This is a genomic window from Pseudomonas sp. S3_A03, from assembly GCF_054668275.1.
On sequence record NZ_CP162753.1, the window covers coordinates 2,002,400 to 2,014,901 of the forward strand.

General features: G+C 57.9%; 15 protein-coding genes. 3 read left to right on the forward strand and 12 right to left on the reverse strand.

The window, feature by feature from the left end; all coding sequences use genetic code 11:
* Position 1: 1 nt before the first annotated feature.
* The 6 genes from pheT to thrS form a co-directional block, all read right to left on the reverse strand.
* Positions 2-2,380, reverse strand: coding sequence for a phenylalanine--tRNA ligase subunit beta (gene pheT / locus AB4O25_RS08960; RefSeq protein WP_017528211.1), 2,379 nt, complete (start codon positions 2,378-2,380; stop codon positions 2-4).
* A 26-nt stretch (positions 2,381-2,406) separates the two neighbouring features.
* On the reverse strand, positions 2,407-3,423 hold the full coding sequence (gene pheS, locus AB4O25_RS08965) for a phenylalanine--tRNA ligase subunit alpha (protein WP_003234250.1): 1,017 nt from the start codon (positions 3,421-3,423) through the stop codon (positions 2,407-2,409).
* A 109-nt stretch (positions 3,424-3,532) separates the two neighbouring features.
* On the reverse strand, positions 3,533-3,889 hold the full coding sequence (gene rplT, locus AB4O25_RS08970; RefSeq protein ID WP_005789679.1) for a 50S ribosomal protein L20: 357 nt from the start codon (positions 3,887-3,889) through the stop codon (positions 3,533-3,535).
* 30 nt (positions 3,890-3,919) lie between these two features.
* Positions 3,920-4,114, reverse strand: a complete 195-nt coding sequence (rpmI, locus tag AB4O25_RS08975; protein ID WP_002553160.1) for a 50S ribosomal protein L35 — start codon at positions 4,112-4,114, stop codon at positions 3,920-3,922.
* A 60-nt stretch (positions 4,115-4,174) separates the two neighbouring features.
* A complete protein-coding gene (infC, locus tag AB4O25_RS08980) occupies positions 4,175-4,726 on the reverse strand; it encodes a translation initiation factor IF-3 (RefSeq protein ID WP_169850653.1) in 552 nt (183 codons plus the stop codon).
* On the reverse strand, positions 4,726-6,648 hold the full coding sequence (gene thrS, locus AB4O25_RS08985; protein WP_460150772.1) for a threonine--tRNA ligase: 1,923 nt from the start codon (positions 6,646-6,648) through the stop codon (positions 4,726-4,728). Before thrS ends, infC begins: the two co-directional genes overlap by 1 nt.
* Before the next feature lie 356 nt (positions 6,649-7,004).
* On the opposite strand from thrS, the gene AB4O25_RS08990 reads away from it, so the two are divergent.
* Together AB4O25_RS08990 and AB4O25_RS08995 are read left to right on the forward strand one after the other, a co-directional pair.
* The gene (locus AB4O25_RS08990; protein WP_017528208.1) at positions 7,005-7,319 is read left to right on the forward strand and encodes a hypothetical protein; all 315 of its coding nucleotides are present in this window, start codon (positions 7,005-7,007) and stop codon (positions 7,317-7,319) included.
* Positions 7,320-7,608: 289 nt separating this feature from the next.
* Positions 7,609-7,821: a cold-shock protein gene (locus AB4O25_RS08995; RefSeq protein ID WP_003179963.1), complete on the forward strand. Its 213-nt coding sequence runs from the start codon at positions 7,609-7,611 to the stop codon at positions 7,819-7,821.
* Between the two features lie 73 nt (positions 7,822-7,894).
* Here AB4O25_RS08995 and AB4O25_RS09000 read toward each other — a convergent pair whose 3' ends face one another.
* Positions 7,895-8,215: an I78 family peptidase inhibitor gene (locus AB4O25_RS09000; RefSeq protein WP_017528207.1), complete on the reverse strand. Its 321-nt coding sequence runs from the start codon at positions 8,213-8,215 to the stop codon at positions 7,895-7,897.
* Between the two features lie 144 nt (positions 8,216-8,359).
* A complete protein-coding gene (locus tag AB4O25_RS09005) occupies positions 8,360-8,665 on the reverse strand; it encodes a hypothetical protein (protein WP_017528206.1) in 306 nt (101 codons plus the stop codon).
* A gap of 170 nt (positions 8,666-8,835) precedes the next feature.
* Here AB4O25_RS09005 and AB4O25_RS09010 point away from each other — a divergent pair, with 170 nt between their 5' ends.
* Entirely contained in the window at positions 8,836-9,048 is a 213-nt protein-coding gene (locus tag AB4O25_RS09010) for a hypothetical protein (RefSeq protein ID WP_017528205.1), read from the forward strand.
* 33 nt (positions 9,049-9,081) lie between these two features.
* Here AB4O25_RS09010 and AB4O25_RS09015 read toward each other — a convergent pair whose 3' ends face one another.
* From AB4O25_RS09015 to AB4O25_RS09030, 4 genes are read right to left on the reverse strand one after another with little or no spacing between them, the layout of a single operon-like run.
* Entirely contained in the window at positions 9,082-10,110 is a 1,029-nt protein-coding gene (locus AB4O25_RS09015) for a nucleoside hydrolase (RefSeq protein ID WP_065877636.1), read from the reverse strand.
* 27 nt (positions 10,111-10,137) lie between these two features.
* Positions 10,138-10,542: a D-ribose pyranase gene (rbsD, locus tag AB4O25_RS09020; protein ID WP_017528203.1), complete on the reverse strand. Its 405-nt coding sequence runs from the start codon at positions 10,540-10,542 to the stop codon at positions 10,138-10,140.
* Positions 10,539-11,456, reverse strand: coding sequence for a ribokinase (gene rbsK, locus AB4O25_RS09025; protein ID WP_065877638.1), 918 nt, complete (start codon positions 11,454-11,456; stop codon positions 10,539-10,541). The genes rbsD and rbsK overlap by 4 nt, the downstream gene beginning before the upstream one ends.
* A gap of 23 nt (positions 11,457-11,479) precedes the next feature.
* Positions 11,480-12,502: a LacI family DNA-binding transcriptional regulator gene (locus AB4O25_RS09030; RefSeq protein WP_017528201.1), complete on the reverse strand. Its 1,023-nt coding sequence runs from the start codon at positions 12,500-12,502 to the stop codon at positions 11,480-11,482.

Genomic DNA, 12,502 nt, shown 5'->3' on the forward strand with positions numbered 1-12,502 from the left:
GTCACTTCCTTAACGTGGCGTTCAACCTTTGTTCGAGCGAGGTGAGGATATTTTGTGTCGTGGTATTCACCTCATCGTCATTAAGAGTGCGCGATGGATGCTGCCAGGTCAAGCCAACTGCGAGGCTTTTTCTATGCGGATCAATGCCTTTACCCTGATAGACGTCAAATAGCCTGAGGTCTGTCAGCCATTCCCCTGCATTTTCACGGATTACATCCAGAACGGCAGTTGCGGCGACTTCGCTGTCGGCGATCAGGGCCAGGTCGCGACGCACTTCAGGGAAGCGCGACAACTCGCTGAATTTCGGCATCTTGCCCGACGCCACTTCAGCCAATACCAGTTCGAAAACGAAGACCGGGCGATCAAGACCAAGGGTTTTCGACAATTCAGGATGGATCGCACCCACGAAGCCCACCAGGCGACCTTCACGTTCTATACGTGCAGTCTGGCCCGGATGCAGTGCGGGGTGGCTACCCCGAATAAAGGTGAAGGCATCCAATGCGCCGGCGAAGCCCAGCACCGCTTCAACGTCAGCCTTGACGTCAAAGAAGTCCACAGCGTCGCGGCCCTGTGCCCAGCCTTCCGGCAGACGGCTGCCACACACCACGCCAGCCAGCATCGGCTCTTGCTTCAGGCCGTCCAACTGACCGACGAAACGCAGGCCGCTTTCGAACATGCGTACACGATCTTGCTGACGGTTCAGGTTATGGGACAGCGCCTTCACCAGGCCCGGCCACAGCGACGAACGCATGGCGGCCATGTCGTTGGAGATCGGGTTGGCCAGCAGCAGTGGCTCGACGCCTGGGCTGAACAGTTCGAACTGCTTAGGATCGATGAAGCTGTAGGTCACCGCTTCCTGGTAACCACGAGCCACCAACAGGCGACGCAACTCAGGCAAATGCGCACGCGCCTCGGCCTTGGGTTGCGGTGCCAGGCGCGCTTGCGGATAACGAACCGGCAGGCGGTTGTAGCCGTACAAACGGGCCAGCTCTTCGATCAAATCGACTTCCAGGCTGATATCGAAGCGATGGCTTGGCACTTCGACCTGCCACTGCCCTTCCCCGCCCGCAGAAATGCCAAGGCCGAGGGCCGACAACAATTGCTCGATTTCGGCCGGCTCAATCACCAGACCCAACATTTGCTCAACGCTCTTGGCGCGCAAAGTGATCGGTGCTACAGACGGCAGGTACTGTTCGCTGACGGTTTCGGTGATCGGGCCAGCTTCGCCACCGGTGATTTCCAGCAGCAGACCAGTGGCGCGCTCCATGGCTTCACGGGCCAGCTTCCAGTCCACGCCACGCTCGTAGCGGTGCGATGCATCGGTGTGCAGGCCATAGGAACGGGCCTTGCCAGCGATGGCGATCTGGTCGAAAAATGCGCTTTCAAGGAACACGTCACGGGTGGTTGCGGACACTCCGCTGTGCTCGCCACCCATCACGCCGGCAATCGCCAAGGCACGGGAGTGGTCGGCGATGACCAAGGTGTCAGCACGCAGGCTGACTTCCTGACCGTCAAGCAGCACCAGCTTCTCGCCTTCTTCGGCCATGCGTACGCGGATGCCACCGTTGATTTCGGCAAGATCGAACGCATGCAGCGGTTGGCCCAGCTCCAACATGACGTAGTTGGTGATATCTACGGCAGCATCGATGCTGCGCACGTCCGCGCGACGCAGACGCTCGACCATCCACAGCGGAGTTGGCTTGGACAAATCAACGTTACGGATCACACGCCCCAGATAACGTGGGCAGGCGTTTGGTGCCAGCACTTCAATCGGACGCACTTCGTCGTGCACAGCAGCTACGCTGGCAACCACCGGACGGGTCACCGGAGCGTTGTACAGCGCGCCCACTTCACGGGCAAGGCCAGCCAGCGACAAGCAATCGCCGCGGTTAGGGGTCAGGTCGACCTCGATGCTGGCATCTTCCAGCTCCAGGTAAACGCGGATGTCCTGGCCCACCGGCGCGTCGCCCGGCAGTTCCATCAGGCCATCATTCCCTTCGCCTACCTGCAACTCCGCTTGGGAGCACAGCATGCCGTTGGATTCGACGCCACGCAGCTTAGCCTTCTTGATCTTGAAGTCGCCCGGCAGTTCAGCACCGATCATGGCAAACGGAATCTTCAGGCCCGGGCGCACGTTGGGCGCTCCGCACACGACCTGGAAGGTTTGCGCGCCATTGCTGACCTGGCATACGCGCAATTTATCGGCGTCCGGGTGCTGCTCGGTGCTCAGCACTTCGCCCACGACCACGCCACTGAAAACACCGGCGGCCGGAGTAACACTATCGACCTCAAGGCCGGCCATCGACAGACGCGCAACCAGCGCGTCGCGATCCACCTGCGGGCTTACCCAGCCGCGCAGCCATTGTTCACTGAATTTCATCCTGCTCTCCTAAAGATTCGTTACGACTAGCGAAATTGCGCGAGGAACCGCAAGTCGTTGTCGAAGAACAGACGCAAGTCGTTCACGCCGTAACGCAGCATGGCCAGACGCTCAACGCCCATGCCGAAGGCAAAGCCCGAGAACTCTTCCGGATCGATACCGGACATACGCAGCACGTTAGGGTGAACCATCCCGCAACCCATCACTTCCAGCCAGCCGGTCTGCTTGCAGACACGGCAGCCTTTGCCGCTGCACATTACGCATTCCATGTCGACTTCAGCGGACGGTTCGGTGAACGGAAAGAACGAGGGACGGAAACGTACCGCCAGTTCTTTCTCGAAGAACACCCGCAGGAACTCTTCGATGGTGCCCTTGAGATCAGCGAAATTGATATCGCGATCAACGAGCAAGCCTTCGACCTGGTGGAACATTGGCGAGTGGGTGATATCGGAGTCGCTACGATACACGCGGCCTGGGCAGACGATGCGGATCGGCGGTTTGTTCGCTTCCATGGTGCGCACTTGTACCGGCGAGGTATGGGTGCGCAGCAACATGTTCGCGTTGAAATAGAAGGTGTCGTGCATCGACCGGGCCGGGTGATGGCCTGGGATGTTGAGCGCCTCGAAGTTGTGATAGTCGTCTTCGACCTCAGGACCTTCGGCAATGCCGTAGCCGATATGGGTGAAGAACTGCTCGATACGTTCCAGAGTCCGGGTAATCGGGTGCAGACCGCCTGAGGCCTGACCACGGCCAGGCAGGGTGACATCAATGGATTCGGCGGCGAGTTTGGCCGCAAGGTCGGCCTCCTCCAGCGACGCCTTGCGCGCATTGAGAACCTCTGTGACACGCTCCTTGGCAACGTTGATCAGCGCACCAACTTGCGGACGCTCTTCAGCCGGCAAATTCCCCAGGGTCTTCATCACCTGAGTCAATTCACCTTTTTTGCCAAGGTAGTGAACCCGGATTTGCTCCAGGGCATTGATATCTTCAGCGCTATGCACAGCCTCAAGAGCTTGGGCAACGAGCGCGTCCAGGTTTTCCATGTACAGACTCCAGATACAAAATAGGGGAAGAGCTTGAAGGCTCTTCCCCTATTTATGACGTTTACCACCTTGGGGTACAGGAGTAACCCAAGGTGACTGTCGGGGGTACTTAAGCCAAGGAGGCTTTAGCTTTCTCGACAATCGCAGCAAACACCGCTTTTTCGTTCACGGCCAGTTCAGCCAGAACCTTACGGTCGATTTCGATGGACGCTTTTTTCAGGCCAGCGATGAAACGGCTGTAGGACAGACCGTTAACACGTGCACCAGCGTTGATACGAGCGATCCACAGAGCGCGGAACTGACGTTTTTTCTGACGACGGTCACGGTAGGCGTATTGGCCAGCCTTGATTACCGCTTGCTTGGCAACACGGAATACGCGTGAACGCGCGCCGTAGTAGCCTTTAGCAAGTTTCAGAATTTTTTTGTGACGCTTACGGGCAATGACGCCACGCTTTACACGAGCCATGAGTTACTTCCTCTATTCTTGATCCAAAAATTAACGAAGGCGCAGCATGCGCTCGACTTTTGCCACGTCAGACGGATGCAGCAAGCTGCTACCGCGCAGTTGACGCTTACGCTTGGTCGACATTTTGGTCAGGATGTGGCTCTTGAAAGCGTGCTTGTGCTTGATACCGTTAGCAGTTTTCAGAAACCGCTTAGCAGCACCACTTTTAGTCTTCATCTTTGGCATGTTCGGATACTCCGCATTCAGTTGATAAACATAATCAGAAGGCCTGCCGTGCCCTGTTGATTACTTCTTCTTTTTCGGGGCGATGACCATGATCAGTTGGCGTCCTTCCATCTTAGGATGCTGTTCGACCGAACCGTACTCGAGCAGGTCAGCTTCAACCCGCTTGAGGAGTTCCATCCCCAGCTCCTGGTGGGCCATCTCACGGCCGCGGAATCGCAAGGATACCTTGGCCCTGTCCCCATCACTCAGGAAACGTACCAGGTTGCGCAGTTTTACCTGGTAATCCCCTTCCTCCGTCCCTGGACGAAACTTGATTTCTTTTACTTGAATCTGCTTCTGGTTCTTCTTCGCCGCAGCAATCTGCTTCTTCTTTTCGAAGATCGACTTGCCGTAGTCCATCACCCGGCAAACAGGCGGGACTGCGTCGGCGGAGATTTCCACCAGGTCCAATTTGGACTCTTCAGCGATACGAAGCGCTTCATCAATCGAGACGATGCCAATCTGCTCGCCGTCAGCGCCAATTAACCGAACCTCGCGTGCCGAGATATTCTCGTTGATCGGGGCTTTCGGTGCAGCTCGTTTATCTTGTCTCATTTCACGCTTAATAATAATTACTCCGAATCTGGGCGACCACGCCGGGAAACCGCTTGCGCGAGGAACTCAGCGAACTGGGCGACGGGCATCGAGCCCAGGTCAGCACCTTCACGAGTACGCACAGCGACAGTCTGCATCTCGACTTCCCGATCTCCGATAACCAAAAGATAGGGAACCTTGAGCAAAGTATGCTCGCGGATTTTAAAGCCGATCTTTTCATTTCTCAAGTCGGACTTGGCACGAAATCCGCTTTCGTTGAGAGTTTTTTCAACCTCAGCGGCAAAATCTGCCTGTTTATCAGTGATATTCATGATCACTGCCTGGGTCGGAGCCAGCCACGCAGGGAATGCACCCTCGTAGTGCTCGATCAGGATACCGACGAACCGTTCGAACGAGCCAAGGATCGCCCGGTGCAGCATAACCGGGTGTTTACGGCTGTTGTCTTCGGAGACATATTCGGCTCCCAGACGGATCGGCAGGTTAAAATCGAGCTGCAGGGTACCACACTGCCAGACGCGGCCAAGGCAATCTTTCAGCGAGAACTCGATCTTGGGACCATAGAAGGCGCCCTCGCCCGGCTGTAGGTCGTACGCAAGCCCCGCGCTGTCCAGCGCAGCGGCCAAGGCCGCCTCGGCGCGATCCCACAGCTCGTCGGAGCCGACGCGTTTTTCCGGACGAGTGGACAGTTTCATTTCGACTTCGGTAAAACCGAAATCGCGATAAACGTCCATGGTCAGCTTGATGAACGCGGCGGACTCGGCCTGCATCTGCTCTTCGGTGCAGAAGATATGCGCATCGTCCTGGGTGAAGCCGCGCACGCGCATGATGCCGTGCAGCGCACCGGATGGCTCATTACGGTGGCAAGCACCGAACTCGGCAAGGCGCATCGGCAACTCGCGGTAGCTCTTCAGGCCTTGATTGAACACCTGCACGTGGCAAGGGCAGTTCATCGGCTTGATGGCGTAATCGCGGTTTTCCGACTGGGTGGTGAACATGTTGTCGGCGTAGTTGGCCCAATGCCCGGATTTCTCCCACAGGCTGCGGTCAACGACCTGTGGAGTCTTGATCTCCAGGTAGCCATTTTCGCGCTGTACCTTGCGCATGTACTGCTCAAGCACTTGGTAAAGAGTCCAGCCGTTGGGGTGCCAAAACACCATGCCCGGCGCTTCTTCCTGGAGGTGGAACAGGTTCAGGCGCTTGCCGATCTTGCGGTGGTCGCGTTTTTCGGCTTCTTCAATGCGCTGGATGTAGGCGGCCAGCTGTTTCTTGTCAGCCCAGGCGGTGCCGTAGATACGTTGCAATTGCTCGTTCTTCGCGTCGCCGCGCCAGTAGGCACCGGACAGCTTGGTCAGCTTGAACGACTTGAGGAAGCGCGTATTCGGCACATGCGGGCCACGGCACATGTCGACATATTCTTCGTGGTAGTACAGACCCATGGCCTGCTCATCCGGCATGTCTTCCACCAGACGCAGCTTGTAGTCCTCGCCACGGGCGGTGAACACGTCGATCACTTCGGCGCGCGGGGCGACTTTCTTGATGACGTCGTAATCTTTTTCGATCAGCGCATGCATGCGCTGCTCGATGGCGGCCAGGTCGTCCGGCGTAAAAGGACGCTCGTAGGCGATGTCGTAATAGAAGCCTTCTTCAATAACCGGGCCGATCACCATCTTCGCGGTCGGGTACAACTGCTTGACCGCATGGCCAATCAGGTGCGCGCAAGAGTGGCGAATGATCTCCAGCCCCTCTTGATCCTTGGGCGTGATGATTTGCAGGCTGGCGTCGGCGGTGATCAGGTCACTGGCATCGACCAGCTTGCCGTCGACCTTGCCGGCCACGGTGGCCTTGGCCAGGCCGGCACCAATGGATGCGGCGACCTCGGCTACGGAAACCGCATGATCGAATGAACGTTGACTGCCATCGGGAAGAGTAATAGTTGGCATGGCGCCTCCTCTCCTAGTGGTGACCCCTACCAAAGGTCACGTGGGTTGGGATGAGCCAGTACAAGATCCAATACCAGGCCGTTCAAGGATGAACGCCTGCCTTACAGCGGCAGGAGCCTTTCGGCCAACCGATAATCGAACCAGAGTGACTGGAGTGAGCTAAAAAAGAACATGGCAAGGCGGCAAATGGCGCGCCCGTAAGAGCCAGGGCGACGATGCTAGCACAGATGGACGGTCATCGCGCCGGCCCGCCTTCGGGTAAAGACAAAATAGCGGCAAAAATGAACTTGGGCTGTACGCAAGGCCTCAAACCCACTGAGAATCGCCGTTCGTCCTCGACCCAAAGGAGCATCCTCATGATGCGTTTTACCTCTACCCTCGCTCTAGCCGCTTCCCTGACCCTCCTTTCCCTCGGCGCACAAGCTGCGGCCCCGTCGAACTGGCCTGCCGGTGCCCGCGACAGCTTCGTCAGCGATTGCAGTGCCGCCGCCAGCCAGAACGTGGACGTCAAAACCGCCAAAGCCCATTGCGAATGCGGCGCCGACAAGATCAACGCGGAATTGAGCACTGCCGAAATCAAGGAACTCATGACCAACCAGAACGCCAGCCCGCAGCTCAAAAACAAAGCAGTCGCGGCTATTTCGTCCTGCAAAGTGGTGAAGAAAAAGTAACAACGCCCCATGACCAGCGGGATTTTGCGCAGTAAAAACAGCCAAAAAACTGCTATTTCTCACAAATTACGCAGCTTTTACGGCTTTTTTTACCAACTGATATTTCGTGCGAAAGCCCCGTAGATCGGGGCTTTCAGCCAACAAAGATGCCAAACGCAACGCTATTGATTAGCAAACAGTGCCTTGGGGGGGCTCCCAAGCCGAACATTTCGACTATGATAGCCCGGTGTGCCCAGTTGGCCTGAGCAGCACAGCACTACTGAAAATATATGTTTCTTGGAGATACACCATGTCTAATCGCCAAACCGGCACCGTTAAATGGTTCAACGATGAAAAAGGCTTCGGCTTCATCACTCCTCAAGGTGGCGGTGACGACCTGTTCGTACACTTCAAAGCTATCGAAAGCGACGGTTTCAAAAGCCTGAAAGAAGGCCAAACCGTTTCCTTCGTGGCTGAGAAAGGCCAAAAGGGTATGCAAGCTGCACAGGTTCGCCCAGAGTAATTTCTGCGCTGATCAAAAAAACCCCGTCCATGTGACGGGGTTTTTTATGGGTGCAACAAAAGCCCGAGCTCGATCAGCCGCAGTTGACCCGCGTGATCACCAGATTGTCATCGGTATTGAGGTTAAGGCGGTCGGAACGGTATTCCAGCGTGATCATGTCGTTGGGCTTGAGGATCCGCGCATTCTGCGCACCGGCACGGGTACGGGCCTGTTCCAGCAACTGGGGCGAGGCTTTCTGGCCGATGGTGAATTCGGCGGCCTTCGACTCACAGCGGCTATGACCGGCATCGGTCACGGCGGCATCTTTGCCTGGCTCAGAGGCACCCGGGGTGCTGCAACCCGCCAACGCGAGTGCTGCCAACAAAGTACCGAATGATGCGAGCTTCCAAGGCATGAAGCCTCCTATGGTTAAAAATGGACAGAGATCGTGCGACAGCGGTATGGCGGATTGGTTTCAAGACGTAAACCGCCGATGGCCAAGTCTGCCTGAGTCTGCGCAGGCATTCGCCCGGTCAATCGTGACCGGATATGAACGTGATCAGTAGATATCGATATAGTCGAACGGCGGTTTTGGCCAATTCTGCTTGAGGGCGTTGAAAATCTGCATGACCCAGACTTCATCGCTGGCAGCCACATTACCGACATAGCCGGAGCCCTTGGCCCAGGTCTCCAGACGAAACAACAGCCCGTCGATATCAGTACCCCCCACTGTTCCGCAAGAGATGTAGGCAATACCCGCCTTGGTGACGCGCAATTGAGTATGTTGATCGTCGCTGGCACTGGCGAGCAGTTGACGCACGCTTTCCAGGGTCAGGTTCTCGGGGGTGTTCAAATCGATTTGCACGCGGTGTTCCCCGGCAATTAAACAGAAGGACAGTGTCGCATAGCGCCGGCCTCATTCTGAAACGCTTCATGCCTAAGTAGCAGTGCCAAACGCGGCGCAAAGTGCTTAACTGCGCCCGCTGGAACCGCGTTCCAGCGCATTGCCCAGTATTTCAAGCCCGTGAGATTTCCATGACCACCGTAACGCTCCAAGCCGACATCAAAGCCAAGTGGCCCCTGGGACAGAGTTCCTACAGCCCCGGCAGCCCAGAGGAATTGGCAATCATCGGCATCGACCTGCTGGTCAAGGAGCTGGGCACCCAAGCGGCCCAAGCCTTCATCGGCCAGGTATTCGAGAAATACCCAGCCGATCATATGGGCGTGGGCAGCGTCGAGCGCGAATAAACGCCGGGCGACGCGCGTCGACCGGCAAACGCTTTACTTCAGGCGCGCCAGGCGCTCGGTCAGCAGATCGAAGAAGCCTTGGGCATCGCCGCTTTCAACCCAGAACGCGTTCTTCGGCTGTTTCAGGCCGTCGTACCAATCGACGATGGTCTGACCGAAGGTCGGGCCTTCTCTGCTGTCTACCACCACGTTGACCTCGCGCCCGCTGAACAGCGAAGGCTTGAGCAGGTAGGCAACGACAGTGGCGTCGTGCACCGGGCCGCCAGGAATGCCGTAGTGCTCCATATCGCCTTTGACGTACTCATTGAGAATATCCCCAACGATCTTGCTCGCGTTGTTGTTGATCTCGGCGATCGTCTTCAAGCGCGCCTCGCTGGTCAGCACTTTGTGGGTCACGTCCAACGGCAGGTAAGTCAGCTTCACGCCACTCTTGAGCACAATCTCCGCCGCCACCGGGTCGGCAAACAGATTGAACTCCGCGACCGGCGTGATATTGCCGCCATTGAAGTGCGCGCCGCCCATCACCACCACTTCCTTGATGCCTTGGGTGATTTCCGGGTCCTGGGTCAATGCCAGCGCAAGGTTGGTCTGCGGGCCGAGCATGGCAATCGTGATGCTGTGAGGTTTGGCCGCACGAAGGGTCTTGATCAGGTAGTCAACGGCATTGCCGTCCGCCAGGCCTTTTTTTGGTTCATGCACGGTGACACCGGAAATGCCTTCCTTGCCGTGAATGTTCTCGGCATAGATCGGTTTGCGCAGTAGCGGCGCCGGAGCACCGGCGTACACCGGGATGTCCTCGCGCCCCGCCCACTCGCGGGCCAGACGCGCGTTACGGGAGGTCTTGTCCAGACGCACGTTGCCGGCGACGGTGGTCAATGCGCGAATGTTCAGCTCTTGCGGGGACGCCATGGCGAAGAGCAAGGCCACCACATCGTCGGCGCCTGGGTCGGTATCGATGATCAGATCGATTTTTTCCGCCGCATGGGCGCTTGCTGCTGTGAGCGCGGACAAAAGCAGGACACTCCGAAACAGATTTCTCAGGGTTGGGAGACCACGTTGCATAAAAACACTCCTTGTCGTTGGGGAACTCTAGAACGTGACGCCGGACACCAGCGCGATATTGCAATAAGGCTGGCATTCGCCGGTACGCACAACCGCACGTGCCTTTTGGCTCAGTTGCTTGAACGCCTCATGACTGACCAGGCGTCGTGCGCCAAGGGCGGCCTGTTCGGTCAGGGTGTTCAGCTCGGTCAGCGCCGGCGGCTGCTTGAGCAGGATTTCTTCGGCCAGTACATGGCTTTCCACCTGCATCTCGCTGAGCACGACGCGCAAGGTGCTGATGAAGTCGGGAATGCCCTGGGTCAGCGCCAGATCGATCAATTCAACACCCGGAGGGACCGGCAAGCCGGCATCGCCGATCACCAGGATGTCGCCGTGGCCCAGGGATGCAATCACCCGCGACAGGGCGATATTGAGCAGAGGAGTCTTTTTCATGAGGGCACAAAACCTTGAACGTCATGCAGCGTGGGAATGGAGGGTTGCGCACCGGCGCGAGTAACCGACAGCGCTGCCGCCACCTGACCGAAACGAATGGCCTCGGCTTCGCTTTTACCGTCGGCCAACGCGGCAGCAAAACCACCGACGAACGTGTCGCCGGCGGCGGTGGTATCCACCGCCTTGACCTTGGGTGCCGCAAGATGCTCAAAGCCGTTGCCATCGGCAAACAAGGCGCCCTCACCGCCCAAGGTAATAATGACTTTACCCGCCCCCGCCTCGATCAGTTTTGTGGCAGCCAGCTTGGCGCTGTCGATGGAATCCACCGTCACGCCGCTGAGTGCGCTGGCTTCACTTTCGTTGGGAATCAGGTAGTCGACCGACGCGTACCATTCAGCCGGCAACGGACCACTGGCCGGCGCCGGATTCAGGATCACCACCTTGTTTAACTCACGGCCACGCCTGAGGGCATATCCGACGGTAGCCATCGGCACCTCAAGCTGGCAGATGATCACATCGCCAGCCTGCAACACCGCCTCAGCGGCCTGCAATGACGCCGGGGTCAGCTCACCGTTGCTGCCGGCGACAATCACAATTGCGTTCTGGCTGCTGTCATCCACCACGATCAACGCCACGCCGCTGGAGCCATTCACGGTGCTCACGGCCTGGCAATCGATACCTTCCACCAGCAACGCGCCACGCAGCTCAGCGCCGTAGGCATCGGTGCCGACACAGCCAATCATCGCCACCTCGGCGCCCAATCGTGCCGAGGCCACGGCCTGGTTGGCGCCCTTGCCACCGGAAACGGTGGAGAATGTGCGGCCAATCAGGGTTTCACCGGCACGGGGCAGCCGACTGGCACGGGTGACCAGGTCCATATTCAGGCTGCCTACTACCACTACTTTTGCTGGCATACATCAGTACTCATCAATTCGGTTCAACGGTATTGGGCAAACACACCGGCGACGGGGGCCGTCGACTCACGCAACACGATGCTCGGCGTTACGACGCGTTGATCGATCGGCAATTGGGGGGTTGCAATTCGTCGCAGTAAAAGCTCGGCTGCGGTCTCGCCAAGGTGCAGGATCGACTGCCCGACCGTCGTCAGCGCCGGGTATACGTAGCGGCTCATTTGAATGTCATCAAAGCCAATGACCGACAGCTCGCCGGGCACGCGGATATTACGCTCCGCTGCCGCACGTAACACACCGAAACCAATCATATCGTTGCTGGCAAAAATCGCACTGGGCGGGTTCTCCGCCAGCAACTCAACGGCGGCGGTGTAACCGCCAGTACTGGTGAAGTCGCTCTCCCGGGTGCGATTGGCCGCCACCTCCACGCCCGCTTCCCGCAGCGCACGGTGATACCCCGCCAGACGCATCTGCGCCACACGGGTATGCGCCGGGCCGCCAATGCAGGCGATGTCACGATGGCCCAACTCGAGCAAATGCCGGGTCGCCAAATAAGCGCCCTCCTCGTGATCGATACGCACCAGATCGACATCGATACCATCCAGCGCGCGGTCGACAATCACCATCGGCGTGCGCACCGCACTCAAGCCTGCGGCCAATCCGCTGTCATCGCCACCCACCGAGGTGACGATCAAGCCGTCGATGCGCTTCTCCAGCAACACCCGTAAATAGCTGCGTTGTTTTTCAGCGTTGTCATCGGAGTTGCACAGGATCACGCAGTAACCATTACGCTCGCAGTAATCCTCAATACCTCGCGCCAGCTCGGCAAAATACGGGTTGAGACTATTGGGCACCAGCAAGCCGATGGTGGCTGTGGTCTTGGCCTTGAGCGAGCGCGCGACGGCGCTGGGCACGTAGTCGAGCTGCTTGATAGCTGCCTCGACCTTGACCCGTACCGGCTCGCTAACAGGGCGCGTCTTGTTCACCACATGGGACACCGTGGTGTAGGAAATACCTGCAAGCGCCGCCACATCCTTGATCGTTGCCAT

Excerpts from the sequence above, each read along its gene's own strand:
- pheT (WP_017528211.1), bottom strand. The coding sequence starts at position 2,380 with ATGAAATTCAGTGAACAATGGCTGCGCGGCTGGGTAAGCCCGCAGGTG.
- AB4O25_RS09010 (WP_017528205.1), top strand. The coding sequence starts at position 8,836 with ATGACCACCGTAACGCTCCAAGCCGACATCAAAGCCAAGTGGCCCCTG.
- AB4O25_RS08995 (WP_003179963.1), top strand. The coding sequence starts at position 7,609 with ATGTCTAATCGCCAAACCGGCACCGTTAAATGGTTCAACGATGAAAAA.
- rbsK (WP_065877638.1), bottom strand. The coding sequence starts at position 11,456 with ATGCCAGCAAAAGTAGTGGTAGTAGGCAGCCTGAATATGGACCTGGTC.
- rpmI (WP_002553160.1), bottom strand. The coding sequence starts at position 4,114 with ATGCCAAAGATGAAGACTAAAAGTGGTGCTGCTAAGCGGTTTCTGAAA.
- AB4O25_RS08990 (WP_017528208.1), top strand. The coding sequence starts at position 7,005 with ATGATGCGTTTTACCTCTACCCTCGCTCTAGCCGCTTCCCTGACCCTC.
- rbsD (WP_017528203.1), bottom strand. The coding sequence starts at position 10,542 with ATGAAAAAGACTCCTCTGCTCAATATCGCCCTGTCGCGGGTGATTGCA.
- AB4O25_RS09015 (WP_065877636.1), bottom strand. The coding sequence starts at position 10,110 with ATGCAACGTGGTCTCCCAACCCTGAGAAATCTGTTTCGGAGTGTCCTG.
- AB4O25_RS09000 (WP_017528207.1), bottom strand. The coding sequence starts at position 8,215 with ATGCCTTGGAAGCTCGCATCATTCGGTACTTTGTTGGCAGCACTCGCG.
- thrS (WP_460150772.1), bottom strand. The coding sequence starts at position 6,648 with ATGCCAACTATTACTCTTCCCGATGGCAGTCAACGTTCATTCGATCAT.
- AB4O25_RS09030 (WP_017528201.1), bottom strand. The coding sequence starts at position 12,502 with ATGGCAACGATCAAGGATGTGGCGGCGCTTGCAGGTATTTCCTACACC.
- pheS (WP_003234250.1), bottom strand. The coding sequence starts at position 3,423 with ATGGAAAACCTGGACGCGCTCGTTGCCCAAGCTCTTGAGGCTGTGCAT.
- rplT (WP_005789679.1), bottom strand. The coding sequence starts at position 3,889 with ATGGCTCGTGTAAAGCGTGGCGTCATTGCCCGTAAGCGTCACAAAAAA.